At 74.7% G+C, this 24,923-nt stretch carries 20 protein-coding genes; 7 read left to right on the top strand and 13 right to left on the bottom strand.

The window, feature by feature from the left end:
- Positions 1–51 precede the first annotated feature (51 nt).
- Complete coding sequence (locus AB2U05_RS20555) at positions 52–417, bottom strand: DUF3499 domain-containing protein (protein WP_030245497.1); 366 nt, start codon at positions 415–417, stop codon at positions 52–54.
- A gap of 162 nt (positions 418–579) precedes the next feature.
- Between AB2U05_RS20555 and AB2U05_RS20550 the strand changes: the two genes are divergently transcribed.
- Positions 580–1,032: a metallopeptidase family protein gene (locus AB2U05_RS20550; RefSeq protein ID WP_045710240.1), complete on the top strand. Its 453-nt coding sequence runs from the start codon at positions 580–582 to the stop codon at positions 1,030–1,032.
- 54 nt (positions 1,033–1,086) lie between these two features.
- On the opposite strand, the gene AB2U05_RS20545 is transcribed toward AB2U05_RS20550, so the two are convergent.
- The 3 genes from AB2U05_RS20545 to AB2U05_RS20535 all read right to left on the bottom strand — a co-directional run bounded on the left by AB2U05_RS20545 (position 1,087) and on the right by AB2U05_RS20535 (position 7,185).
- The gene (locus tag AB2U05_RS20545) at positions 1,087–2,814 is read right to left on the bottom strand and encodes a DUF5719 family protein (RefSeq protein ID WP_369183906.1); all 1,728 of its coding nucleotides are present in this window, start codon (positions 2,812–2,814) and stop codon (positions 1,087–1,089) included.
- Positions 2,815–2,820: 6 nt separating this feature from the next.
- Positions 2,821–6,684 carry a glycosyltransferase family 2 protein gene (locus AB2U05_RS20540; protein ID WP_369183905.1) on the bottom strand — a complete coding sequence of 1,288 codons (3,864 nt, stop codon included), beginning with the start codon at positions 6,682–6,684 and terminating at the stop codon, positions 2,821–2,823.
- Between the two features lie 228 nt (positions 6,685–6,912).
- The gene (locus tag AB2U05_RS20535; RefSeq protein ID WP_045702141.1) at positions 6,913–7,185 is read right to left on the bottom strand and encodes a WhiB family transcriptional regulator; all 273 of its coding nucleotides are present in this window, start codon (positions 7,183–7,185) and stop codon (positions 6,913–6,915) included.
- Between the two features lie 625 nt (positions 7,186–7,810).
- On the opposite strand from AB2U05_RS20535, the gene AB2U05_RS20530 reads away from it, so the two are divergent.
- Genes AB2U05_RS20530 through AB2U05_RS20520 form a run of 3 tightly spaced genes read left to right on the top strand, consistent with a single transcriptional unit; the run spans position 7,811 to position 10,707 of the window.
- The gene (locus tag AB2U05_RS20530; protein ID WP_369183904.1) at positions 7,811–8,428 is read left to right on the top strand and encodes a cysteine dioxygenase family protein; all 618 of its coding nucleotides are present in this window, start codon (positions 7,811–7,813) and stop codon (positions 8,426–8,428) included.
- A 30-nt stretch (positions 8,429–8,458) separates the two neighbouring features.
- On the top strand, positions 8,459–9,418 hold the full coding sequence (gene cofD, locus AB2U05_RS20525; RefSeq protein WP_369183903.1) for a 2-phospho-L-lactate transferase: 960 nt from the start codon (positions 8,459–8,461) through the stop codon (positions 9,416–9,418).
- Positions 9,415–10,707, top strand: coding sequence for a coenzyme F420-0:L-glutamate ligase (locus AB2U05_RS20520; protein ID WP_045702145.1), 1,293 nt, complete (start codon positions 9,415–9,417; stop codon positions 10,705–10,707). The genes cofD and AB2U05_RS20520 overlap by 4 nt, the downstream gene beginning before the upstream one ends.
- A 3-nt stretch (positions 10,708–10,710) precedes the next feature.
- On the opposite strand, the gene AB2U05_RS20515 is transcribed toward AB2U05_RS20520, so the two are convergent.
- The 4 genes from AB2U05_RS20515 to AB2U05_RS20500 all read right to left on the bottom strand — a co-directional run bounded on the left by AB2U05_RS20515 (position 10,711) and on the right by AB2U05_RS20500 (position 13,421).
- On the bottom strand, positions 10,711–10,980 hold the full coding sequence (locus AB2U05_RS20515) for a type II toxin-antitoxin system RelE/ParE family toxin (protein WP_369183902.1): 270 nt from the start codon (positions 10,978–10,980) through the stop codon (positions 10,711–10,713).
- The gene (locus AB2U05_RS20510; RefSeq protein WP_045702150.1) at positions 10,977–11,249 is read right to left on the bottom strand and encodes a type II toxin-antitoxin system Phd/YefM family antitoxin; all 273 of its coding nucleotides are present in this window, start codon (positions 11,247–11,249) and stop codon (positions 10,977–10,979) included. Before AB2U05_RS20510 ends, AB2U05_RS20515 begins: the two co-directional genes overlap by 4 nt.
- Before the next feature lie 45 nt (positions 11,250–11,294).
- Positions 11,295–12,212, bottom strand: a complete 918-nt coding sequence (locus tag AB2U05_RS20505) for a DNA-3-methyladenine glycosylase (protein WP_369183901.1) — start codon at positions 12,210–12,212, stop codon at positions 11,295–11,297.
- A gap of 81 nt (positions 12,213–12,293) precedes the next feature.
- The gene (locus AB2U05_RS20500) at positions 12,294–13,421 is read right to left on the bottom strand and encodes a peptidoglycan recognition protein (protein WP_369183900.1); all 1,128 of its coding nucleotides are present in this window, start codon (positions 13,419–13,421) and stop codon (positions 12,294–12,296) included.
- 104 nt (positions 13,422–13,525) lie between these two features.
- Here AB2U05_RS20500 and AB2U05_RS20495 point away from each other — a divergent pair, with 104 nt between their 5' ends.
- The 3 genes from AB2U05_RS20495 to AB2U05_RS20485 all read left to right on the top strand — a co-directional run bounded on the left by AB2U05_RS20495 (position 13,526) and on the right by AB2U05_RS20485 (position 17,248).
- Positions 13,526–14,317, top strand: coding sequence for a TIGR03089 family protein (locus AB2U05_RS20495; protein WP_369183899.1), 792 nt, complete (start codon positions 13,526–13,528; stop codon positions 14,315–14,317).
- Between the two features lie 37 nt (positions 14,318–14,354).
- Positions 14,355–15,581, top strand: coding sequence for an LCP family protein (locus tag AB2U05_RS20490; protein ID WP_369183898.1), 1,227 nt, complete (start codon positions 14,355–14,357; stop codon positions 15,579–15,581).
- A gap of 140 nt (positions 15,582–15,721) precedes the next feature.
- The gene (locus AB2U05_RS20485; RefSeq protein ID WP_369183897.1) at positions 15,722–17,248 is read left to right on the top strand and encodes an LCP family protein; all 1,527 of its coding nucleotides are present in this window, start codon (positions 15,722–15,724) and stop codon (positions 17,246–17,248) included.
- Here the strand turns inward: AB2U05_RS20485 and AB2U05_RS20480 are convergent, their stop codons facing one another.
- The 5 genes from AB2U05_RS20480 to AB2U05_RS20460 all read right to left on the bottom strand — a co-directional run bounded on the left by AB2U05_RS20480 (position 17,249) and on the right by AB2U05_RS20460 (position 24,632).
- Positions 17,249–17,869: an acyltransferase gene (locus tag AB2U05_RS20480; protein ID WP_369183896.1), complete on the bottom strand. Its 621-nt coding sequence runs from the start codon at positions 17,867–17,869 to the stop codon at positions 17,249–17,251.
- Between the two features lie 39 nt (positions 17,870–17,908).
- On the bottom strand, positions 17,909–18,949 hold the full coding sequence (locus tag AB2U05_RS20475) for a glycosyltransferase family 2 protein (protein WP_045710245.1): 1,041 nt from the start codon (positions 18,947–18,949) through the stop codon (positions 17,909–17,911).
- A 115-nt stretch (positions 18,950–19,064) separates the two neighbouring features.
- The gene (locus AB2U05_RS20470) at positions 19,065–21,107 is read right to left on the bottom strand and encodes a hypothetical protein (protein WP_045710246.1); all 2,043 of its coding nucleotides are present in this window, start codon (positions 21,105–21,107) and stop codon (positions 19,065–19,067) included.
- 151 nt (positions 21,108–21,258) lie between these two features.
- Complete coding sequence (locus AB2U05_RS20465; RefSeq protein ID WP_045702162.1) at positions 21,259–23,826, bottom strand: ABC transporter permease; 2,568 nt, start codon at positions 23,824–23,826, stop codon at positions 21,259–21,261.
- A 20-nt stretch (positions 23,827–23,846) separates the two neighbouring features.
- Positions 23,847–24,632: an ABC transporter ATP-binding protein gene (locus AB2U05_RS20460; RefSeq protein ID WP_045702163.1), complete on the bottom strand. Its 786-nt coding sequence runs from the start codon at positions 24,630–24,632 to the stop codon at positions 23,847–23,849.
- Positions 24,633–24,923 lie beyond the last annotated feature (291 nt).

Genomic DNA, 24,923 nt, shown 5'->3' with positions numbered 1-24,923 from the left:
CGTACCCGGGCCGGGCGAACCCTCCGTGCCGGGAGAGCCCCGGGAGAGAGGTCAGTTGTCGGGCGAGCGCAGCACCCGGAGGTGGCCGCGGCGGCCGGCCTCGGTGGACTCGCCCTCGGGGGCGCGGCCCTGACGGGGGGTCTGCGGGCGGGCGGCCTCGCGGACGGCGTTGGCGAGGGCTTCGAGGTCGTCGCTGCTGCGGCGCAGCGGGCCGGCCTCGGCGGCGAGCCGGACGACCTCCCAGCCGCGCGGGGCGGTGAGGCGCTCGGCGTGCTCGGCGCACAGGTCGTAGCAGTGCGGCTCGGCGTAGGTGGCGAGCGGGCCCAGCACGGCGGTGGAGTCCGCGTAGACGTACGTCAGCGTCGCGACGGCCGGTCGGCCGCATGCGGTCCGCGAACAACGACGTACAGAGCTCACGAGGGTGGACGGTACCGCACTCCCCGCCGGGGCGCGAAGACCGCCTGTCCGGAGGGTGTGCCGTGTCGTCGTCCGCGCGCCGGCGGATGCGCCGCCGCACCCGGCGATTCCCGTTCGGAACGGTCCACTTCCGTCCGTCCAAGGACTACGCTCGGCAGTGATATGGACAGCTCCGCACCGCAGTCATCGACAGGGCCCTCGCGCCGCCCGCGGCACCGCGACCGGCACGGCAGGGGGCTGCGCGGCCCCCTCGCGCCGCCCCAGGTGCCGATCTCGCTCACCCGCTCCGAACTGTTCGACGACTACGTGCGCGAGTCGGTGGAGCGGCTGGAGCGGCGTTGGCCGCAGCTGATCGAGGTCGAGTTCGCCGTGCAGGAGGTGCCGCTGCACGAGCCGGACGGCGCCGAGGCCGAGGACGGCGTGCCGCTGGGGCGGGTGTCGCCGGGCGGGCAGGGGCGCAAGAGCCAGATCGTGGTGTACCGGCGGCCGGTGGAGATCCGGGCGAAGACCCGGGAGGACCGCGCGGCGCTGGTGCACGAGATCCTGATCGAGCAGGTCGCCGAGCTGCTGGGGCTGTCGCCGGACGCGATCGACCCGCGCTACGACGAGGACTGACCACCATGCCGAAGGGCGGCACCGCGCCGGTGCCGCCCTTCGGTGTGCCCGCGGTCAGCGCAGGACGACGCCCGGGTCCTGGGCGGCCTGCGGGACCTTGACGGTGCTGTGGTCGTCGCGCAGTGCCTGGACGGTGAACATCGGCACGTCCTTGGTGGGGATGGCGAGCATCCGGGCGGCGACGACCGGGCCGCCGGAGGTGGTCTCCACGGTGAGTGCGAAGCTGCCGTTCAGTCCGGCGGGCTCGGGCGCCGGGAGGGCGACGGTGCCGCCGGCCGGGATCTGGACCTCCTTGGTCGCCGGGGTGCCGCCGCCGCTGCCGGCCGAGGCGGTGACCTTGACGGTGGCGGCGTCGCCGCTGGAGGTCAGGAACAGGGTGGAGGCGCCGGCCCGGTTGTCGGCGACGGTGGCGCGGGCGCCGACCGGCGCGCTGCCGGTCAGCCAGGCCGCGTCGCTCTTGCCGTTGGAGCCGGTGCGGTCGACCCGCAGGCCGGCCACGACCGGGGTGGCGTGCTTGTCGTCGCTGGGCGACAGCCGCAGCCCGGCGACCTCCTCGCGGGTGATCTTGCCGAGGTCGACGGCGGCCACCTGGCCGGCCTTGACGTGGATGGTCTCGTTGCCCGCCGGGGTGAACCAGCCGTTCTTGCCGGAGAGCTGGATCTTCAGGTCGGCGTCGTCCTCCGGCGGGGCCCAGACCACCAGGCGGGCGGCGGAGGTGTCGGCGGGCAGGCCGGGCAGCACCTGGGTGGGCGCGGGCTCGGTCGAGGCGGGGATCCAGTCGGCGCCCTTGTTGCCGTCCGCGGCGTGCAGCGCGGCGCCGATCCGGCCGGAGCGGACCACCACGTGCACGGTGAGGTCGGTGACCGCGCCCTTGCTGATGGTCGGCAGCAGGACGGACTGCGAGCTGCCGGGGGCGACGGCGATGCCGTTGGAGGCGTCGTTCTCGATCGGGCCCTTGTCGCCGTACAGCTTGATGTCGACGACGGCGCCGGTGGCCTCGGTGTTGACCAGGCTGAGGTAGTCGACCCGGTCGCCGGCCGTGCTGGCCCCGGCGAACCAGAAGCTGGTGCCGGCCGGGGTGCAGGTGAGGCCGGACAGGCCCTGGCCGCGCTGCTCGGTGACCACGGTGGTCTGGGTGACGGTGAAGCCGGGGGCGAGGGCGCCGGTGGCGACGGCCCCGGTGCCGGGCGCGGCGTCGCCGTTGGTGGCCGGGCCGGTGACCGGGGTGCCGGGCTTGGCCAGGGTCAGCTTGGCGTCGGCGGGCGCCTTGTCCGGGGCGGCGGCCGGGGCGGCCGAGCCGGTCGGGGCCGGGGTCGCGGTCGGCGCCGGGTTGGCCGGGGCGGAGGCGCCGGCGGTCGGGGCGGCCGGCGGGGTGGCGGGCGCGGCGGCGTCGGAGAGCCAGCCGGCGCCGCCGGTGGCGGAGCCGGTGCCGGGCGGGGTGTAGGCGGTGAGGCTGGTGGAGCCGGTCAGGCCCTGGAGCGGCTGCGGGCAGACCGCCGCCGTCCGCTCGACCTGCGCGGTGGCGGGGGCGGTGCCGGCCGCCTTGGCCGGGGCGGCCGGCGGGCGCACCTCGGCGATCCCGAACACGGCCGCGAGCACCACGGCCGCGGCCAGCAGGGACGGCGTGGTCCTCGTCCCGCCGGTGCGGCCGGCGAACCGGCCGTCCCGGGCGGGCGCGGGCGAGGTGGGCGAGGCGGCGGCGGGCTCGTACGCCTCCTCGGCCGGCTGGCGCGCCCGGTCGGCGGCGGGCCCGGACTTCTTCCGGAATGCGGGCTTCTTCATCGCGGGTCAGCTCCCCGATCCGTGCTGGTGCGGCCGGTAGTTCGCAGGCGAGTGGCCGGTGCCGCTCGGGTCGTTCGGGTCGTAGTAGGGATCGGCCTGCTGCTGCCCCGGCAGCCACGGCTGCTGGCCGTGCTGCTGGTACTGGTCGTAGCCGTACTGCTGGTCCTGCTGCTGGTAGGGGTCGTAGCCCTGCTGCGGGTACGCCTGCTGCTGGCTGTGCTGCTGGTAGGGGTCGTAGCCCTGCCCGTCGTACGGCGCGACCGCCGGCTGCTGGGCGGCGTACTGGTCGTAGCTGTACGGGTCGGCCTGCTGGTACGTCTGGTACGGATCCGCGTACGGCTCGGCGACCTGGGCGGCGGCCGCCGCCTCGACGGCCTCGGAGACCGGCTCGCCGACGGGCTGCGCGGTGGCCGGCGCCGGCCGGCCCTCGTACACCCCGGGCTCCTCGGTGCCGCCTTCGCCGCCCTCCCCGCCCTCGCCGCGCTCGGCCATCCGGCGGGCCCGGCGGCTGCCGGGGGCGGGGGTCTGCTTCTCGGCGGCGGCGGCCAGCGCCGCGGCGGCGAGGACGTCCTCGGGCAGGTCGTCGTCCTTGTGGCTGCGGCGGCCGGGCAGGGCCAGCACCAGGATCGTGAGCCCGAGCAGCACCTGCGCCCAGATCCAGCCGGTGTGGGCGAGGCTGCCCTCCCGGGTGACGGAGAGCTTGCCGCCGGCCGCCGGGAGCTTGAAGCCCTGCGCCCAGCCGTCGACGGTGGTCGGCTCCAGGGCGGTGCCGTCCACGGTGGCCTTCCACTCGGGGGCGGCGGACTCGGCCAGGCGCAGCACCCGACCGTCCGGGCCGGCCGGGACGGTGCCGGTGAGGTCGCGGGCCCCGGACGGGACGACCACCGGGAGGGCGCCCGGCGCGGTGATCACCGCGCGGACGGCGGCGGCGCCGTTGACCTGCCAGAGCGCGGAGTCGCCGTCCTGGTTGGCCTTGACCAGGCCGGGGGTGGTGTCGAGGACGTCCTTGTAGGTGTCGATCACCGGCTGCTGGACCAGCACGTAGGCGATGCCGTAGCCGGCGAGGGCCTTCGCCTGGTCGGCGCCGGAGCCGGCCAGCAGGCTGCCTACCATCGTGTTCAGGCCGTCCTGGGTGCCGGTGGCCGGGTCGACGGTGGACTCGGCCTGGCCGAGGGTCAGGCCGGCGCCGCGCAGCACGGTGTAGCGGACGGCGCCGCCGCCCCGGTCGCCGGTGACGACCAGGGTGCGGGCCCGGTCGCTGGTGCCCGCCTCCTCGGCGATGAAGGCCGGCACCTGGCTGCTCGGGCCGCGGTGCAGCGGGCCGCCGGCGCCGGTGACCGCCCACCACAGGCCGGTGCCCAGCGGGGCCAGCACGGCGGCGGCCACCACCAGGGCGGCGACCGGCTGGCGCCAGCCGAAGGCGATCCCGGCGACGCGGGCGTTGGCGCCGTCCGCGCCGATCGCGGCGGCGGCGAGCAGGGCGATCCCGGCGATCAGGGTGGCCGGGCCGGCCCAGGCGGGCACCGCCGGGCCGCCGGAGGCCGGGGTGACGGAGGTGCCCGCCACCGCGACCGCGAAGACCAGGCCGGCGCCGGCCGCGCCCCAGGCGGCGAGCACCGCGCGGCGGCGGTCGGCGCGCAGCAGGGCGGCGAGCGCGGCGAGGACCACGCCGGCCGACAGCCACACCGGCGGCACCCCGGCGCCGCCCGGGTTGACCAGGAGCAGGCCGCCCGCGCTCGCGCCGGCGCCGTGCAGGCCGGGCAGCCCGGCCTCCAGCAGCAGCGACGTGGGGTGCGACAGCACCTTGAGCGACCACGGCGCGAGGACGGCGACCGGCGCCGCGAGGATCACCAGGACGCGCAGGCCGAGCAGCCGCAGCGCCGTCCCGCCGGAGCCGAGGGCGCCGCCGCGCAGCACCGCGACCAGCAGCATGGCCAGGCACAGCGGCACGGCGAGCGCCCAGGTCAGCGGCACGAAGGCGGTGGCCAGGGTGAGCAGCAGGACGGTCATCCAGACCGGCCGCCAGCCGGGGCGGGCGCCCTTGGCGGCGCTCTCCTGGCGGATGCCGAGGCCGGCCGCGATCGCCGCGGCGCGGGCCAGCGGCGGCAGCAGCACGGCGAGGACGGCGGTGCCGATCCGGCCCTGGGCGAGCGCGCCGGTGGCGGCGGGCAGCAGCGCGTAGGTGGCGCTGGCCCAGGCGCGGACCACCTTGGAGTCCAGCAGCGGCCGGGACACCAGGTAGGCGCTGACCGCGGCGAGCGGGACGGTGAGCAGGACGAGCAGGGTGAGCGCGAGGTCGGCGTGGCCGAACAGGCCCCAGGAGAGCACCGCGAGCACGCCGAGGTACGGCGGGGCGGCGGCGGTGGAGCCGGTGCCGACCGGGTGCCAGGCGTCGGCGTACATCGACCACAGGCCGCCCGCGCCGTCCGCGGCGGGCAGCAGGGCGCCGCCGAAGAGTTCGCCGCCGCCGAGCAGGCCGCGGCAGGCGACCAGGGCGAACACCAGGAGCGCGGCGAACAGCACCGGCGCCGGGCGCCGGGCGAGCTTCTTGATCAGCGCGAACTGCTCGACGACCAGGTCCTCGGAGTCCTCGTCGCCGCCGGCCTCGACGGAGCCGTGCCGGCTGCCGGTGTCGTCGCCGCCGCCGATCCCGAGCGAGCCGACGACGCCTTCGACGGCCAGCCGGGTGGTGGCGCCGGGCGCGGGGAAGAGCGTGCGGTCGTCCAGGGCGTCCGCCGCCCTGGTTCGGGCACGGCGTTTGCGCGCGGCCAACAGCCTTGGGAAGCGGATGAGTTCGTGGCCGAGGCCGGCGAGCTCGTCGACCGCCTGGCGCGGGTCCTTGCCGAGCAGGTTGGTGACGGCCCGCAGCAGGGTGCCGAGCACCAGCCGCAGCAGGACGTACGGGAACAGCACGCCGCGGCAGTTGGCGAGCAGGGTGTAGACGGCGCCGGCCTTGTCCACCCGGTGCGGGTGGGCGGGGCCGCAGTCGACGGCGCGGCGCTCGCGGCTGGCCGCCTCGGCGTGCCGGAGCACGGCGTCGGGGGCGACCACGACGCGGTGGCCGGCAGCGTTGACCCGCCAGCAGAAGTCGGTGTCGTCCCGCATCAGCGGGAGCGCCTTGTCGAAGCCGCCGAGTTCTTCGAAGACGTCCCGGCGCACCAGCATGCCGGCGGTGGAGACGGCGAGCACCGGGCGGACCTGGTCGTGCTGGCCCTGGTCCTGCTCGCGGCGGTCGAGGCCGGTCCAGCGCCGGCCGGAGCGGGCGATGGTGACGCCGACCTCCAGCAGCTGGCGCCGGTCGTACCAGCTGCGCAGCTTGGGGCCGACCACGGCGGCGCTGGGGGTGGAGTCGGCGACCTGGAGCAGGCGGCGCAGCGCGTCGGTCTGCGGCTCGCAGTCGTCGTGCAGCAGCCAGAGCCATTCGACCGGCTCGGTCTCGCGCGGGCCGCCGCGGCCGAGGACGTCCTCCTGGGCGAGCGGGTCGCCGAAGTCGTCCCAGCCGCCGGTGACCGGGTCGTAGCCGGAGGGGTCGAGCCGGTACGGGAGGTCCTCCGGGCGCAGCGGCGGGCTGTTGAACACGGCCTCGGCGACGGCGGTGCCGAACCCGGCCCGGCGGCCGAGGACGGTCGGGCCGCTCTCCGGCAGCCAGTCGGCGAGGGTGTCCGCGAGCAACTGCGGGGAGTTGTCGGTGGATCCGGTGTCGACCGCGAGGATCCGCTGGACCTGGCGGTCCTGGCCGAGCAGACCGGCCAGGGCCTGCGGGAGCCAGCGGGCGCCGTCGTGCGAGACGATCACGGCGGTGACCAGGTGGCGCGGGTAGGCGGGCGGCCGGGAAGCGGTGAAGCCGCTCTGGTGGCTGTAGACGGTCATCGAGTGCGCGGGCCCCAGTTCTCGGTGGACACAGCCGGTGAACGGCAACCGGATGGCGCACCACACTAACGGCTCCGGGTGGCCGCCTCGTGCGCGGTGCCGGTGCGGGGGCGACCGGCAGGAGGCCCGGACGCACGAAAGCGCCCCACCGTCACGGTGAGGCGCTCGTACAGCGGTCCGGTCGTCGCTCGCCGCCGGGGTCACCGGCGGCGGTCGGGCTCGGCCCGGTCAGACCGCGCTCTTCTTGAGCCGTCGGCGCTCGCGCTCGGAGAGGCCGCCCCAGATGCCGAACCGCTCGTCATTGGCGAGCGCGTACTCCAGGCACTCGGAGCGGACCTCGCAGGCGAGGCAGACCTTCTTCGCCTCGCGGGTGGAGCCGCCCTTCTCGGGGAAGAAGGACTCGGGGTCGGTCTGGGCGCACAACGCGCGCTCCTGCCAACCGAGTTCCTCTTCCTCCTCCGTGATGCCGTCACCGATCAACAGCTCAAAGAGCTCGCTCATGTGGCGCGCCTCCTCTGCCCCTACCTTGGCGTCCCCGTAGGTGCCGTGGCCTGGTGCGGCTCGACGACACGAGTGAAATTACAGTTGCGTCACTCTGGCTCAGTCAAGCCGAGCTCTGGTATTGGGGCCAGGATTCACTCCCCGGCACCAAGCCGTTACGAATAGTGTACATATTCGGACACAACGGACCTTCAGCCCGAAAGCCTCGGACGGGATCGAACCGTCAACATCCCGCCACCGCGTGACGCACAGTCACGATCGCAGGCCGGTCATCGGCCTGCCTTCCCGGCGATCTTCCCATCGAAACATAGAGGGTGATGAATCACCCCATCCGGAGACATCCGGACCGAATCCGCTCGAATGCCGCAGTCCCCCCGTTTGACACCGGCCCGCGGATGCGGTCTCCTTTCCCCCATGTCAGAGTTCACCAGCCCCCGGAGCGGTTCCACCCTCCGCCGTGCCGTGAACACCTGTTGTCGCCTCTGTTCCTGCTGTATCTAGGCGCCCGCGTCCCACCGCGCGCCGCCCCCAGGAAGCACAGAGGCCGCCCGCGATTCCCGTCCCCAGGACATCCCGGCAGCGGCTGCTCCCCGCCGAACCAGCCGCGACCTCCGAGGACGACCCCGTGCGCATGATCCGCATCCGCAAGCGGAACCGCGACCGCAACAAGCTCGCCCGCCTGGGCCTGGCCCCCGCCCGTACCGCCCATCGTTGGGGGGACGGGCTGAGCGACGTCTCCATCGCCGGGGACCCGCTCGCCTTCCCGCACCTGGCCCGCACCGACCTGCCGGAGCACCCGACCACCGTCGCCGATTACGCCCGGCTGGTCCGCGAGATCGCCGCCGACCGCGCCCGCTGGGAGCCGCTGGTCCGCTACGACGCCCTCACCCGCTGGTACGCCCGGCTGGAGACCGGCCCCGGCTACGAGGTCTGGCTGCTCAGCTGGCTGCCCGGCCAGAGCAGCGGATTCCACGACCACGGCGACTCCTCCGGCGTGATGACCGTCGTGGAGGGGGAACTGGTCGAACGCTCGCTCACGCACGCGGGCGAGGGCGCCCGGGCGCTGCGGCCGGGCGGGCAGCGGGTGTTCTCCCCCGGGTACCTGCACGAGGTGGTCAACGGCGCGCTCGAACCCGCCGTCTCCATCCACCTCTACACCCCGGGCCTCACCGCGATGAACCAGTACGGCACCGCCCACGCCGTCCCCGAACAGCACGCCCAGGCCCCGTTGAACGCGGACTGACGAACAGTCCGGCCGTGGCAGGATGACCCCATGCGCATCGTGGCACTGGCAGGCGGAATCGGCGGGGCGCGCTTCCTGCGCGGGCTCCGCGCGGCGATCGGGCCGCAGGACGAGATCACCGTCATCGGCAACACCGGCGACGACATCCACCTCTACGGCCTCAAGGTCTGCCCCGACCTCGACACCGTGATGTACACCCTCGGCGGCGGCATCCACGAGGAGCAGGGGTGGGGCCGGACCGACGAGACCTGGTCCATCAAGGCCGAGATGAAGGAGTACGGCGTCGGCCCCGAGTGGTTCGGGCTCGGCGACCGCGACTTCGCCACCCACCTCGTCCGCAGCCAGATGCTCGCCGCCGGGTACAGCCTCAGCCAGGTCACCGAGGCGCTGTGCGTGCGCTGGCAGCCCGGCGTGCGGCTGCTGCCGATGAGCGACGACCGGGTCGAGACCCACGTGCGGATCACCGACGAGCAGGGCACCCGGGCGATCCACTTCCAGGAGTACTGGGTCAGGCTGCACGCCGCCGTCGACGCCGAGGCGATCATCCCGGTCGGCGCGGACACCGCCAAGCCCGCGCCCGGCGTGCTGGACGCCATCGCCGAAGCCGACGTCATCCTGTTTCCGCCGTCCAACCCGGTCGTCTCGATCGGCACCATCCTCGCCGTCCTCGGCATCCGGGAGGCCGTCGCCGCCGCGCCCGCGCCCGTCGTCGGCCTCTCCCCCATCATCGGCGGGGCGCCGGTGCGGGGCATGGCCGACAAGGTGCTCGCCGCGGTCGGCGTCGAGGCGACGGCGGAGGCGGTCGCGCTCCACTACGGCGCGGACCTGATCGACGGCTGGCTGGTCGACACCGCGGACGAGGCGGCGGTCGCCGCCGTCGAGGCCGGCGGCATCGCCTGCCGGGCCGTCCCGCTGCTGATGACCGACGTCGACGCCACCGCCGAGATGGCCCGGGCCGCGCTCGCACTGGCCGAGCAGGTCCGCCGATGACCGTGCGGATCCTGGGCGTCGAGGGCATCCCCGAGATCGACGCGGGCGCCGACCTGGCCGGCCTGCTCGCCAAGGCGGGCAGCTACCAGGACGGCGACATCCTGCTCGTCACCTCGAAGATCGTCAGCAAGGCGGAGGGCCGGCTGCAGCACGCCGCCGACCGCGAGGCCGCGATCGACGCGGAGACCGTCCGGGTCGTCGCCCGGCGCGGGCGGGCCCGCATCGTCGAGAACCGCAACGGCTTCGTCATGGCCGCCGCCGGAGTCGACGCCTCCAACACCGCGCCCGGCACCGTCCTGCTGCTGCCCGAGGACCCGGACGCCTCGGCGCGCGCGCTGCGGGCCCGGCTCCAGCAGCTCACCGGCCGCCGGCTCGCCGTCATCGTCACCGACACCTTCGGACGGCCCTGGCGCAGCGGCCTGACCGACGTCGCCATCGGCGCCGCCGGGCTGTCCGTCCTGGAGGACCACCGGGGGCGCACCGACAGCCACGGCAACGAGCTCGCCCTCACCGTCACCGCCACCGCCGACGAACTCGCCGGTGCCGCCGACCTGGTGAAGGGCAAGGCCACCGGGGTGCCGGTCGCGATCGTGCGCGGGCTCGGGCACCTCGTCACCGCCGAGGACGGCGCCGGCACCCGGCCGCTGGTGCGGCCCGCCGACCAGGACATGTTCCGGATCGGCACCTCCGAGGCGCTGCGGCAGGCCGTCACCCTGCGGCGCACCGTCCGCTCCTTCACCGACGAGCCCGTCGACCCGGGCGCCGTCCGGCGCGCCGTCGCCGCCGCCGTCACCGCGCCCGCCCCGCACCACACCACGCCGTGGCGGTTCGTGCTGCTGGAGTCCGCCGAGACCCGGGTGCGCCTGCTCGACGCGATGCTCGCCGCCTGGCAGCGCGACCTGCGCGAGCTCGACGGCTGGGACGACGCCCGGATCGCCCGCCGCACCGCCCGCGGCGACGTGCTGCGGGACGCCCCGTACCTGGTCGTGCCCTGCCTCGTGATGGACGGCTCGCACGACTACCCGGACGCGCGGCGGGCCGCCGCCGAACGGGAGATGTTCACGGTGGCGGTCGGCGCGGCCGTGCAGAACCTGCTGGTCGCGCTGACGGGTGAGGGCTACGGCTCCGCGTGGGTGTCGTCGACGATGTTCTGCCGCGACACCGTGCGGCAGGCGCTGGACCTGCCGGACGGCTGGGACCCGATGGGCGCGGTGGCGGTCGGCCGCCCGGCCGAGGCCCCGCGGGCCCGGGCGGAGCGCGGCGCGGAGCCGTTCATTGCCGTGCGGTAGGGCTCAGAGGCCGCGGTAGACCTCACGGCGGTGGCCGACGTGGACGACGAGGATCACCAGCACCTCGCCACGCACCTGGTAGACCACCCGGAAGTCGCCGACCCGGAGTCGGTACAGGGCGTCGCTGCCGGCCAGCTTCTTGACGTCGGGTCCGTCCGCGAACGGGTCGTCCCCCAGCGCGGTGAGGGCGGTGAGGACACGCATCGCCTCGAGCTGGCCGATCCCGCGCAGCTGACGCCGGGCATGCGAGGTGAAGCGGAAGGCGTACTTCACGCAGCGCTCCCGGCGGAGTCCGCAGGCGGACCGAAGAGGTCCGCCAGTACCTCGGCCATGGTGACGGTCGGCTCGTCCAGGTGCTTCCGCGCCTCACGGGCCAGGAGCTCGTCCTCCGCGTCCTCTATGGCATCGAGGATCTCGATCGGCACGACCGCTCCGACGCGCTCGCCCTTGCGCGTGATCACGGTGATCTCGCCGGCCTCGGCCTGGGTGACCACCTCGGCAAGGCGCGCGCGCAGTTCCCGGATGCTCAGTGCGTCAGTCATGACTCAAGCGTACACACGCGGGTGTACACCGCCGGTGCGTTCGGCTCAGCGGCTGCGGTGGTCGTTGGGGGTGAGGCGGGGGCCGTAGCGGGGGGCGTGGGCGCCGGTGGTCGTCAGGAGGCGGCAGACGCGGTAGCGGTGCGGGCGGTAGGGCTCCAGCAGGGCGAGCATCTGGGCGTCGTCGCTGCGGGGGCGGCCGGCCAGTGCCCAGCCGACCAGGTTCGGGAGGTGGAAGTCGCCGACCGAGACCGCGTCCGGGTCGCCGTTGCTGCGCTGCAGGGTCTCCGCCGCCGTCCAGACCCCCACCCCCGGGACGGCCGTGAGCCGGGCGAACGCCTCCTCGTGGCCCATCACCGAGGCCTCCTCCAGGCGCGGGGCCAGGCGCACCGCCCGCATCACCGTCGCCGAGCGCTTCGGGTCCACCCCCGCCCGGTGCCACTCCCAGCTCGGGATCATCGCCCACTCGCGCGCCGAAGGCGCCACCCGCATGCCCTCGGCCGGGCCGGGCGCCGGGGTGCCGAAGTCCCGCAGCAGGGTGCGGAAGGCGCGGTAGGCCTCGTCGGTGGTGACCTTCTGCTCCAGGATCGCCGGCACCAGGGACTCCAGGACCAGGCCGGTGCGGGACAGTCGGACGGCCGCCGTACGGCGCTGGGCGTCGCGCAGCGGGCCCGGGGGCAGCACCAGGCCCTCCGGGCGGTCCTCGGCGCCGAGCAGGGCGGGCAGGCGGTCGAGCAGCCAGTCGGCGCCCGGGCCCCAGGCCGTCGCCTCCACCTCGCCCGCGGCCGGGTGCGGGAGCACCCGGAGGGTGCCGACGCCGGCCGGGGTGCGGGAGGCGCGCCAGACCGCGCCGTCGCCGGTGGTGCGGTAGGAGGGGTCGGCGGGGCCGCGGCGCAGGGGCAGCAGGGTCCGGGCGACGTCCAGGGGGTAACCCGGGCTCCAGCGCCGTACCGACTCGCCTGTCACCTGCACCTCCTCCGCCGGAGGAAGGATACGCGGGGGAGGGAGTGGGGAGGCGGGCGCAGTTCCCCCCGGGGACCGGGGCCGTCAGGTGGGGGGCGGTTGCGGGGTCTGGAGCTTCGTCGCGGCGGCGCGGAGGGCGGGGAGCTGGGCGTAGAGGGCGGTGCCGGGGCATTCGGTGGTGAAGGCGTCGCGGTGGCCGGAGATCGCGTCGAAGTCGACGACCGTGCCCTTGGGGTAGCGGCTGGCGTCGGAGGCGGAGGTGAGTTTGGTGTGGCCGTCCGCGGGTTGGGCGGTGAGGCCGAGTTTCCAGGCGGCGATGGCGGCGAGGCCGTCGAGGAGGGGCTGCGGCGGGGAGTCGGTGAGGTAGGTGCCGATGGCGGCCGCGCCGGCGGAGTCGGTGTTGAAGCCGAGGGTGTGGGCGCCGTGGACGGGCTGGTCGACGCCGCCGGCGCGGCCCTCGTAGACGGTTCCGCAGCGGTCGACCAGGAAGTTGTAGCCGATGTCCCGCCAGCCGTTGCTCTGTACGTGGTACTGGTAGATCGCCCGGATCACCCGGGGGGCGTCGGCGCAGGCGTAGTCGGTGGCGGTCGCGGTGTGGTGGACGAAGACCTCGCGGACCGGGCCGGTGTACTCGAAGGTCTGGTCGCGCAGGGACTCGTCGGCGCCCCAGCCGGCCCGGGTGACGATGGCGGGGCGCGGGGCCTGCCCGCCGTCGGCCGGCCCGGCGGGCAGGCTGCGGGCGGCGGGTGCGGCGGCGGCGCCGCGGCCGGGGTCGACGAGTTCGAGCCGCAGGCCGGGCGGCGGCCCGGCCGGGCCGGGGCGGACCTCGACGGCGACGCCGTCGCTGCGGCCGGTCCACAGCGGGGCGGTGGCACCGCGCGGGGTGCCGTGCGGGGCGCGGTCGGGGCCGTCCTCGGTGTCGGCCTCCAGGGCGTGCCAGTCGCTCCAGTCGCCGGTGTCCGCGTTCCGGGTGCGGACCCGGACGCTGCCGCCGGCGAGCGCGTCCGCCGGGCCGTCCCAGCCGACGCCGAGGAGTTCGAACGGACGGGTGCCGCGCGGGGCGAGCCCGGGGCCGCCGGCCAGCGGCAGCGAGGTGACCGTGCCGCCGCCCGCCGAGGTCCGGCGCTCCCCCGGGGAGGCGGCGGAGGCGGGCTGGAGGAGCAGCGCGGCGGTGCAGCCGGCGAGCAGCGCGGCCGGGAGTGAAAGGGGCATAAACCGGATGGTGGCCGCAAAACGGCCGACTCGCCACGCCGCCCCGCGGCGGTCCGGCCACCCCTCCCGGCCCGCCACCCGAAGGCCGTAGGCTGGGGCGCACCATGACTGCGCCTTTTGCTGCCGATGCCCGCACCCCCGTCGAGCTGCTGCACGCATATCTGCGAGGTGGCACCCCTTCGGTCGATCCCGCGGCCCCGCTGGTCACCTTCTACGACGACGCCACCGGCGAACGGGTGGAGCTGTCCGCCCGGACCTTCGACAACTGGGTGGCCAAGACGGCCAACCTGTTGCAGGACGAACTGAACGCCGGCCCGGGCGACCGCGCCGCACTGCTGCTGCCCGCCCACTGGCAGAGCGCCGTCTGGCTGCTGGCCTGCTGGTCGGTCGGGGTGGCCGCGGTGCCGGGCGGCGACCCGGCCGCCGCCGAGCTGGTGGTGAGCGGCCCGGACGGCCTGGCCGCCGCCCAGGCCTGCGAGGGCGAGCGGGTGGCGCTCGCGCTGCGCCCGCTGGGCGGCCGCTTCCCGCAGCGCCCGGACGGCTTCCTGGACTACGCCGCCGAGGTGCCCGGCCAGGGCGACCGCTTCGCGCCGTACTCGCCCGTCACCCCGGACGCGCCCGCGCTGGAGACCAGCGTGGACGGGCTGCCGCTGAAGCTGACCGGCGAGCAGACCGTCGCGCTGGCCCGCGAGGGGGCCGTCCGGCTGGGTCTGAAGCCCGGCGACCGCGTGCTGTCCACCCACTCCTACGACGACTGGGCGGGCCTGGAGGCCGGCCTGCTGGCGCCGCTGGCGGCCGGCGCCTCGGTGGTGCTGTGCCGCAACTCGCAGGGGCTGGACGCCTCGCAGTGGGAGAAGCGGACCGAATCCGAACGGGTGACACTGCGCCTCGGGTAACCCCCGGCCCGGGCCCGGCTGGGTAGGCATCGCTGCCATGGCCGAGGACGACACCGAGCACCCCCCGACCGCCGTCCCCCCGAGGAGCGGTCCCCCGGACGGCGAGCGACGCCCGCGACGGCGCCGGCGGTGGCTGTGGATCACCGCCGGCGTCGTCGCGTTCCTGCTGGTGGCCACCGGGGTGCTGGCCTGGGTCGCCTACCGCAAGCTGGACGGCAACATCCGCACCGACACGGCCACCGACCGGCTGCTGGCCAAGCTGGAGGCCGAGCGGCCGAGCCGTACGGCGGGCGCTCCGGGCGCCGAGAACATCCTGCTGATCGGCAGCGACTCCCGCGACGGCTCGAACGGCTCCTACGGCGGCGAGGCGGGCACCGAGCGCTCGGACACCACGATCCTGCTGCACCTGTCGGCGGACCACCGGCACGCGACGGCGGTGTCCGTCCCGCGCGACGTGATGGTGGCCGTCCCGGCCTGCGACAAGCCGGACGGCACCCGCAGCCGGCCGGCGACCATGCAGTTCAACTGGGCCTTCGAGCTGGGCGGCCCGGCCTGCGCGATCCGGACCGTCGAGCAGCTGAGCGGGATCCGGATCGACCACTACCTGATCCTGGACTTCAGCGGCTTCAGGACGATGGTGGACGCGATCGGCGGGGTCGAGGTGTGCGTGCCGCAGCCGATCCACGACAAGGACGCCAAGCTGGACCTGCCCGCCGGGCGGCAGGTGCTGCACGGTGAGCAGGCGCTCGGGTACGTCCGGGCCCGGGAGAGCCTGGGGGACGGCAGCGACACCCAGCGGATGGGCCGTCAGCAGCAGTTCCTGGCCTCGCTGCTGCGCAAGGTGCAGTCGCAGGGGGTGCTGCTCAACCCGGCGAAGCTGTGGCCGGTGCTGGACGCGGCCACCTCCTCGGTGCGGGCGGACGGCGGGCTGTCCTCGCTCGGCGCGCTGTACGACCTCACCCAGGACCTGCGCGGGGTGCCCTCGGCGAACGTGGTGTTCCTGACGGCGCCGCGCCGCCCGTACCGCTACGACTCGGACCGGGACGAGTTCGTGCAGCCGCAGACCGGGCAGCTGTTCACGGCGCTGCGGGAGGACCGGCCGATCACCGTCCGCGCCCCCGCCCCGCCGGGCACGCCGACCGCGGGCCCGAGCCCGACGCCGGGCCCCGAGGCCGGGTCGGGCGAGGCGGCGACACCCTCGGCGGGCGCCTCGCCCACCTTCGAGGGGCGCACGGCCGACGTGGACGCCTGCGCCCAGCACTGATCGCCTTTACCCGCGCATTGCCCGTACGTGACGGATTTCATACCGGAACCATTCCCCCGTTCGGCTCGTCTAGTGTGTCCGGATCGGCCTGCCGCCTTGACAGGCCGGCCACCGTGACCGGCCGGACGTAGGGAAACTCCGTGCAGCAGGACAATCCGAAAACCGGCGAGTGCCGTGGCGAGGGGCGCCGGGAGGCGAAGCGCCGGGCCGCGGCCGCCAAGCGGGCCCGGCGCCGCCGGGTGCTCAAGTGGACGGCCGGGACGGGCGCCCTGGTGATGGTCGCGGGCTGCGGCGGGGCGTACTACCTGTACCAGCACTTCAACAACAACCTGACCTCGGTCAAGGTCGACGTGGGCAGCGAGGAGGAGCGGCCCAAGGCCGCCGGGGACGCGCTCAACATCCTGGTGCTGGGCACCGACAGCCGCCAGGGCCTCGGCCGCGAGTACGGCGACGAGGGCAGCACCGGGCACGCCGACACCACGCTGCTGTTCCACCTCGCCAAGGACCGCTCCAACGCGACGGTGATCAGCATCCCGCGCGACCTGATGGTGCCGATACCCGACTGCCAGTCGGCGGACGGGAAGACGAGGATCCCGGGCACCGCGCGGGACATGTTCAACAACAGCCTGGGCCAGTCCGGCCGGGACCCGGGCTGCACCTGGAAGACCGTCGAGAAGGTCACCGGCATCCGGGTCGACCACTTCGTCGAGGTCAACTTCGAGGCGGTGAAGACGCTGTCCACCGCGGTCGGCGGCGTCGAGGTGTGCGCGGCCAAGGACATCGACGACAAGGACTCGCACCTGAAGATGTCCAAGGGCCGCCACGTGGTCCAGGGCGACGAGGCGCTGGCCTTCGTCCGCACCCGGCACGCGGTCGGCTTCGGCGGGGACCTCACCCGCATCCCGCTGCAGCAGCAGTTCATCAGCTCGATGATCCGCAAGATCAAGAGCGGCGACACCCTGACCAGCCCGACCAAGCTCTACAAGCTGGCGGACGCGGCCACCAAGGCGCTCACCGTGGACTCCGGGATCGGCAGCGTCGACAAGCTCAAGGACCTGGCGACGGACATCAGCAAGGTGGACACCAAGAACATCACCTTCGCCACCGTGCCGGTCCTCGACGACCCCAAGGACAAGGACCGGCTGATCCTCAAGCAGCCGGACGCCGGGCAGCTGTTCTCGATGATCGCGAACGACCGCTCGCTGACGGACACGCCCGCGCCGGCCGCCCCCGCCGACACCCCGGCCGCCGCCGCACCGGCCACCACCGCGCCGACCGCGACCGCCGCACCGGTGGACCCGAAGGACGTCCGGGTCACGGTGCGCAACGGCAGCGGCACCCGCGGGCAGTCCGGGCCGACCGTGGAGAAGCTGAAGGCCAAGGGCTTCGCCAAGGCCGCGGTGGCCTCCGACGCGCCGGCCGCCGCGACCACCACGATCACCCACGCGCCCGGCCAGGAGGCCGAGGCCGCCGCCCTGGCCGCCGCCCTCGGGCTGCCCGCCGACGCCGCCGAGGCTGACCCGAAGGCGGACCCCAGGGGCCCGCTGCTGCTGGTGCTCGGCAAGGACGCGCTCGGCGCGACGGGCGGCCCGCAGCAGCCGCCGACCGAGGCCCCGAAGGACCTCCAGCGGGTGCAGGCGGACGACACCGACGTGTGCGCCAAGTAGCTAGGGCTTGCCCGGCAGGAGGATTCCGTCCGTCTCGCGGTAGCGCTCGCCGGTCCGGGGGCACTCCCAGCGGCCCTCGCCCGCGGGCCGCAGCCGCTCGCCGGCCCGGCCGACCCAGCCGATCCGGCGGGCCGGCACCCCGGCGACCAGGGCGAAGTCCGGGACGTCCCGGTGCACCACCGCGCCGGCCGCGACCAGGGCCCAGCGGCCGACCGTCACCCCGGCCACCAGCACCGCCCGGCCGCCGATCGAGCAGCCCTGACGAAGCGTCACGCCATCGGCGCGCCAGTCGAGTTCACCCTTGAGGCGGCCGTCCGGGGTGACCGCGCGGGGGTGACGGTCATTGGTGAGGACGGCGGCCGGGCCGATGAACACCCCGTCCTCGACCACGGCCGGCTCGTACACCAGCGCGTGGTTCTGCACCTTGACCCGGCTCCCGATCCGCACGCCCGGGCCGACGTACGCGCCGCGCCCGATCACGCAGTCCGCGCCGACCACCGCGTGCTCACGGACCTGGGCGAGGTGCCAGACCGTCGTCCCGGCGCCGAGCACGGCCCGCTCGTCGACGTCCGCGCTCGGCTCGATCCGGGCCGCGCCGGGCCCGCCCGCAACTGCTCCCATGCGCACCGACGATAGGGGAAGGACCCTCGGTCAGGTGCGTCAACGGGCCTGCGAGAGCACGTCCTTCGCGGTGGGCGCGGTGCTGGCGATCACCTTGCGGGCGAGCGAGCGGGGCGAGGTGAGGAAGCCGAAGCCCCAGCTCATGTGCATGGTGGCGAGGGCCACCGGGAGCCACGCCTTCGCCCGGCCGGACAGGCCGCGGCCCTCGACCACCGAGCCGCCGAGGATGCCGAGCAGGTACGCGCCCGGCGCGGCCAGGAACACCGGGTGGACGGCCGCGCCGAGCACCAGGCCGAGGGTGACGCCCAGGAAGGCGGCCGGCGGGGCCAGGTAGCGCAGGTTGACCGAGCCGCGGTGGTAGCGGGTGACCACCCGGCGCCAACGGCCGTAGTCCTTGTACTGCTTGGCGAGCGCCCGCACCGAGGGCCGGGGGCGGTAGGTCACCTTGAGCTGCGGGGTGAACCAGACCAGCCCGCCGTCCTGGCGGATCCGGTAGTTCAGCTCCCAGTCCTGGGCGCGGATGAACTCCTCGTTGTAGCCGCCCAGCTTCTCCAGCACCTCGCGGCGGAAGACGCCGAGGTAGACGGTGTCCGCCGGGCCGGCCAGGCCGCCGGTGTGGAAGGCCGCGTTGCCGACGCCGATCTTGGACGTCATCGCGGCGGCGACGGCGTTCTCCCACTCGGTCTCGCCCTCGGCGTGCATGATGCCGCCGACGTTGGCCGCCTCCATCTCGGTGAGCAGCCGGACGGCGGTGGCGATGTAGCCGGGGGTGAGCAGCCCGTGGCCGTCCACGCGCACCACTATCGGGTGGCGCGAGCCGCGGATCGCGGCGTTCAGCCCGGCGGGGGTGCGGCCGGTGGGGTTGTCCACCGTCTTCACCCGCGGGTCCTCGGCCACCAGCTCGGCCGCGATCTCGGCGGTGCGGTCGGTGGAGGGGCCGAGGGCGATCACCACCTCCAGCTCGCCGGGGTAGTCCTGGTCCAGGATCCGCCGGACGGCCGTGCGCAGGTGTCGTTCCTCGTTGAGCACCGGCATGATCACGGAGACCGCCGGCAGCTCCTCAGCAGCCTTGGTGTTCATCGGGGCAACCGTACCGGTGCGGAAGGCACCGCGTCGCATCCGGTCGGGGCCGCTGAACGCACAGGGTACGGGCGGTGCGGACGGGGTGCGGACGCGGTGCGGACGCGGTGCCGGTTCACAGCAGGTAGTGGGCGACGGTGAACACCGCGTAGCCGGCCACCGACAGCCGGTTGAGCAGGTGCTGCGGGCTGCCGAGCCGGTCCTGCCGGGCCTGCGCCGGGCGCAGGTCGGGCCGGTGGGCGGCCAGCGCGACCGTCCGGGCCAGCCGCGCCGGGTCGTAGCGCTCGCCGAAGTGGCCGGCCAGGGCGGCCATCAGCCAGGTGCTGATGGCGATCTCCTCCCCGGAGTGCAGCCGGATGGTCAGCCGGCCCCGGTGGACGGCGGCGGCGCCGATCTGCCGCCACTGGATCTGCCGGACCCGGAAGGCGGAGGCGACCCGCAGGCCGTCCCGGTCGGCCACCAGCTGCCAGGACGCCGCGCCGCCGATCAGGAACACCGCCATCGAGCCGATCCACAGCGGGCGCACCAGCCCGCTCCACCAGCCGCTGTCGCCGAGCAGGACCACGGCGGTCGCGATCAGCACCGCCGCGAGCGGCCCGGTCAGCGCCCGTACGGGCAGCGGCAGTTCCCAGCGCAGCGCGGGCAGCCGCTCGGTGTCGGGGCCGGCGGCGGGGGCGTCGGCCAGCGTCCTGGCGCTGAGTGCGCGGACCGCGAGTTCGCGCTCGCGGTAGTGCTCGCCCTGCCGGGTCAGCCGGGGGGACCGCGCGGCGGGGGCGACCACGGCCGCGACCCAGTGCGGATCGCCGTCCAACAGGGCCGGGCGGAACAGGAGTTGCTGGTCCGGGCCGTCCGGGCCGCGGTACAGCACGGCCGGGACGCTGCGCGCCGCGCGGGCGGACCAGGCGGCGGCCTGCTCGGGGGTGGCGCGCTCGACGAGCTCGCCGTACTCCTCCTCGTCCTCGTCCGGGTCCTGCCGCAGCACCGGCTCGGGGTAGTCCTCCTCGTTCCCCTCCAGATCGGGGTGTTCGGGCAGCCAGCCCGGGCCCGGGTGCTCCGGCAGGTCCGGGTGGCCGTCCCGGGCCCAGTAGTAGCGCTCCCACTCCTTCAGCCGCCACAGCGCGGGGCCGTCCGGCGGGCCGTCCACCGGGAGCACCAGCAGGTCGCCCCGGGCGTCGGCGCGGACCCGCACCGCGAGCGCGGGGGCGGCGCCGACGAAGCCGGGCCGGCGGCGGCGGGCGTCGTGGGCGAGGGCCGAGCCGAGCAGCAGCAGGCCGGGCAGGGCGATCAGGCCGCCGAAGACCAGCTGCCCGGAGGGGTCGTAGTCGTCGCCCTCGGCGCGGACCTGGTCGCCGTCCAGCAGCAGCGGGATCGACTGGCCGGGCTTCGGGCGCTCGGCCCACCACACGTCCAGCGTGGCGGTCGGCCCGGTCGGGCTGCCGGCCGGTGCGGCCTTCAGCACGTCGCGGGCGCTCGGCGCCTGGTAGTGGACGGTCAGCAGGCCGTCCTGGTCGAACTCCCCGGCGGTGCCGGTGACCCGGACGGCGGCCGCGTCCCGCTCCTCCTGCCGCTGCTGCTCCCACAGGCCGTACAGCGGCAGCGTCGCGGCGACCACCAGCAGCAGGCAGCCGAGCACCCGCCGGCCGACCGGCACGCCGTCCGGCCGGACGGGCGAGGGCGCGCCGGCGGCCGTCCACGGGAAGGCGACGGGCGGGGCCATCAGCTCGTCGAGCTGCTGGCGGGCCTTGCGGCGGCCGAGGTCGGCGCCGATCAGGACGGCGGCGAGCAGCACGTGCAGCAACACCGCCGACCAGCGGGCGACCGGGGTGACCAGACCGTTCGGGACGTACCAGAACAGCGCCAGCGCGGCGATCGGGACGAGCGGCCGGATGCGGGGCCGGGCGAGCAGCAGGACGGTCTCGGCCAGCACCGTCCAGATGGCCAGGCTCTCGCCCCAGCTGTCCCGGCAGATGCCCTGGGCGTTGCAGACCCCGCCGGTGTCCGGCTCGACGGCGGCGGCCAGGATCAGGAACCCGAGCGGCACCACCGCCAGCCACCGGCTGTCCAGCCGCCAGGCCGTACGGGCGGCGCGCCAGCGCGCGGCGGCGGCGGCGGTCAGGGGCGCGGCGCTGGGCAGCGACGGGGCGTCCGGGGTGTACATCGGACGATCATCTCAGGCGGTCCGGGGGCGGGAACGGCACGGGGGCCGGGCGCTGCGCGCGCCCGGCCCCCGCTCCCCCGTACCCCCCGTTTCCCCCGTTTCCCCCGTTTCCCCCGTTTCCCCCGTACCCGGGCTCCCCCGTGACCCCGGGTCAGTCCGTCGCGATCGCCGCGAGGACGTTCATGCGCCCGGCCCGGAAGGCCGGGATCAGGGCGGCGAACAGGCCGATCACCACCGAGGCGGCCAGCGTGACGCCGATCGTGCCGGCCGGGACGGAGAGCGTCCCGAGGCCCTGGTCCCGCAGCACCCGCTGGGCGGTGACGCCCCAGGCCAGGCCTAGCCCGGTGCCCAGGACGGCGCCGAACAGCGCGATCACCACGGACTCCAGCCGGATCATCCGGCGCAGCTGGCGGCGGGAGAGCCCGATCGCCCGCAGCAGGCCGATCTCCCTGGTCCGCTCGACCACCGACAGCGCCAGGGTGTTGACGACGCCGAGCACCGCGACGGTGATGGAGAGCGCGACCAGCCCGTAGATCAGGTAGAGCAGCGTGTCGATCTGGGACTGGACCATCTCCTTGTAGCCGGCCTGGTCCTTGATGCTCAGCTGCGGGAACTGCTTGAGCCCGTCCTCCAGCGCGGTCAGCGTCTTCGCGACGTCGGTGCCGGCCGAGGCCTTGGCGAAGAAGGTCCACACCGGCGGCTGCTCGGCGGCCGGGACGACCTTGGCCATGGTGTCCATGGCGACGAAGGAGCCGTCGCCGAACAGCTCGCCCTTCTTGAAGACCGCGCCCACCGGCAGGGTCTGGGTGCGGCCCTTGCCGTAGTCGACGCCCACCTGGTCGCCGACCTTGAGGTTGTGGTCCTTGGCGAAGGCCGCGCCGATCCCGAGCGAGCCGCGCTCGATCGAGTCCACCGAGCCGGCGTCGAGGCTCGGGTGGAAGTCGCTGCCGAAGAAGGTCGGCGGCACGGCGGTCAGGTCGTTCTTCGCCTTCCCGCCGTCCGGCAGCTGGAGCTTCGCGGTGAAGAACTTCTGGGTGGTGACGTGGTCGATGCCCGGGGTGCGGCGCACGATGTCCTGCATCTCCGGGGTGACCTCGGTGCGGCCGCCCTGGATGATGAAGTCCACGCCCACCGACCGGTCGATCTGCGCGCTGGCCGAGGTGACGGCCGAGGAGCTGAACACCGAGGAGGCGATCACCAGCGCCAGGCCGATCATCAGCGCGGCGGCGGTGGCGCCGGTGCGGCGCGGGTTGCGCATCGCGTTGCGCTGGGCGAGCTTGCCGGACGGCCCGAACAGGGCCGGCAGCACCGCGCCGAGCACCCGGATCAGCGCGGAGGCCAGCAGCGGGCCGATCACCACGAAGCCGACCAGGGTCAGCACCACGCCCAGCCCCAGGTACTGCCCGCCGGTGGCCGCCTTGTCGGCGCCGGCGCCGAGCACCAGGAGCGCCGCGCCGCCCGCCGTCAGCAGCAGGCCGACGACCGTACGGATCACGTTGGCGCGGCCCTCGGCCGGGGTGCCGTGGTCGCGCAGCGCGGCCATCGGCGAGATCCGGCTCGCCCGGCGGGCCGGGAAGAAGGCCGCGACCAGGGTGACCACGATGCCCAGCGAGTAGCCGGCGACGAACACGTCCGGCCCGATCTGCAGGTCGGCCGCGTTCAGGTCCATGCCGATGGCGTTCATCAGCTTGATCAGGCCGACCGCGACGCCCAGGCCGGCCCCGACCCCGATCGTCGAGCCGAGCACGCCCAGGATCAGCGCCTCGACCAGCACCGAACGGTTGACCTGCCGGCGGCTGCCGCCGATGGCGCGCAGCAGGCCGATCTCCCGGGTGCGCTGGGCGACCAGCATCGAGAAGGTGTTGACGATCAGGAAGGCGCCGACGATGGCCGAGACGAACGCGAAGCCGAGCATCGCGTACTTCATGAAGTCGAGGCCGCTGCCGACCTGCTTGGTGTTCTCGTCCTTCTGCTCGGCGGCGGTCTTCACCTGGTAGCCGGCGCCGACCTTGGCGACCGCGTCGGCCTTGAGCTGGTCGTTGCCGCGGCTGCCGTCGCCGAAGGCCTCCACCGAGGTGTACGCCTGCTCGCCGAGCAGCACCCGCTGGGCGGTGTCGGTGTCCAGGAAGGCCAGCGCCGCACCGGGGTTGGTGGTGGTGAAGGTGGCGATGCCGGCGATGGTGAAGTCGTGCTTGCCGCCGGAGTTGTCCACCCGGACGTGGTCGCCGAGGCCGAGCTTGGCCTTCTTCGCGGTGTCCGCGTCCAGCACCAGCTCGCCCGGCCCCTGCGGGGCGTGGCCGGAGGTGATGTGCAGCGCGTTGCGCGGGGTGTCGGTCCAGTTGCCGAGCAGCGTGGGCGCGCCCTGGGTCGGGCCGACCAGCTTGTTGGTGGCCGGGTCGACCAGGATCGCGTTGTGGACCATGACCTGGCCGACGGCGGTCTTCACCCCGGGCAGCCCGGCGATCTGCTGGGCCAGCGCGACCGGGACGGTCGGCGGCTTGGCGGCGGCCTGCTGCTCCTCGTCGTCGTCCGGCTTGGGCGGCTGGACGGAGACGTCGGAGGCGGTCGCGGCGAAGAGCTTGTCGAAGGTGCTGGTCGCGGTGTTGGAGAACACCAGGGTGCCGGAGACGAAGGCCACCGACAGCACGACGGCGATGAGTGAGAGCGCCATCCGGCCCTTGTGGGCGAAGAAGCTCCGCAGTGAGGTCTTGAGCAGCATGTTCGCGTCGTCCCGCCCGCTCAGCTGGTGCGCTTGCCGTCGAAACGGCGCATGCGTTCGAGGACGGAGTCGGCGGTGGGCGCGTGCATCTCGTCGACGATCACGCCGTCGGCGAGGAAGAGCACGCGGTCCGCGTAGCCGGCGGCGACCGGGTCGTGGGTGACCATGACGATGGTCTGGCCCAGTTCGTCGACCGAGCGGCGCAGGAAGGTCAGCACCTCGGCGCCGGCCCGGGAGTCGAGGTTCCCGGTGGGCTCGTCGCCGAAGATGATCTCGGGGCGGGCGGCCAGCGCCCGGGCCACCGCGACGCGCTGCTGCTGGCCGCCGGAGAGCTGGGTCGGGCGGTGCTTGAGCCGGCCGGCCAGGCCGACCGTCTCGACGACCTGGTCGAGCCAGGCCTGGTCCGGCTTGCGGCCGGCGATGTCCATCGGCAGCGTGATGTTCTCCAGCGCGTTCAGGGTCGGGAGCAGGTTGAACGCCTGGAAGATGAAGCCGATCTTGTCGCGGCGCAGTCTGGTCAGCTGCTTGTCCTTGAGGCCGGTGATCTCGGTGTCACCGATCCAGATCCGCCCGGCTGTGACCGTGTCGAGGCCGGCCAGGCAGTGCATCAGGGTCGACTTGCCGGAGCCCGAGGGGCCCATGATCGCGGTGAACCGGCCGCGCTGGATGTCGACGTCCACCGCGTCGAGCGCGGTGACCTTGGTCTCGCCCGAGCCGTACGCCTTGGTGACCTGGCGGGCGGAGGCGGCGACGGCGGACTCTCCGCCGGGAAGCTGGGGGTCGAACACGGCTGTTGCCGTCGTCACTGGAGTCTCCTATGGAAGATGCGCTCACCCGTTGGCCCCCAGCCTCGTACGGCTCGACCGTCCCGCGACATGGCGCTGGCGGTAGTCCTCGACCGGGAGTTGTCCCCACCCTCCCGGTGGACCGGGCTGCCGGACCCGACCGGATCGGGCCGGTTCCTGGCGGGTGGGGATGTAGGAACCACGTTAGGAGCGGACGGCGGGGCGCTCGTCCTCCGCCGGAATGAAGCGCTTCAACCATGGTTCTACGGGGTGCGGCGCCCCTCCCCCTAGGGGTCGCCGCCGCCCGTCTCG

The sequence above is a fragment of the Streptomyces sp. Y1 genome, from assembly GCF_041053115.1.
GTDB lineage: Bacteria > Actinomycetota > Actinomycetes > Streptomycetales > Streptomycetaceae > Kitasatospora > Kitasatospora rubellomurina.
The sequence above is the reverse complement of the archived record's forward strand: the minus strand, read 5'-3'. Positions and strand labels throughout refer to the sequence as shown.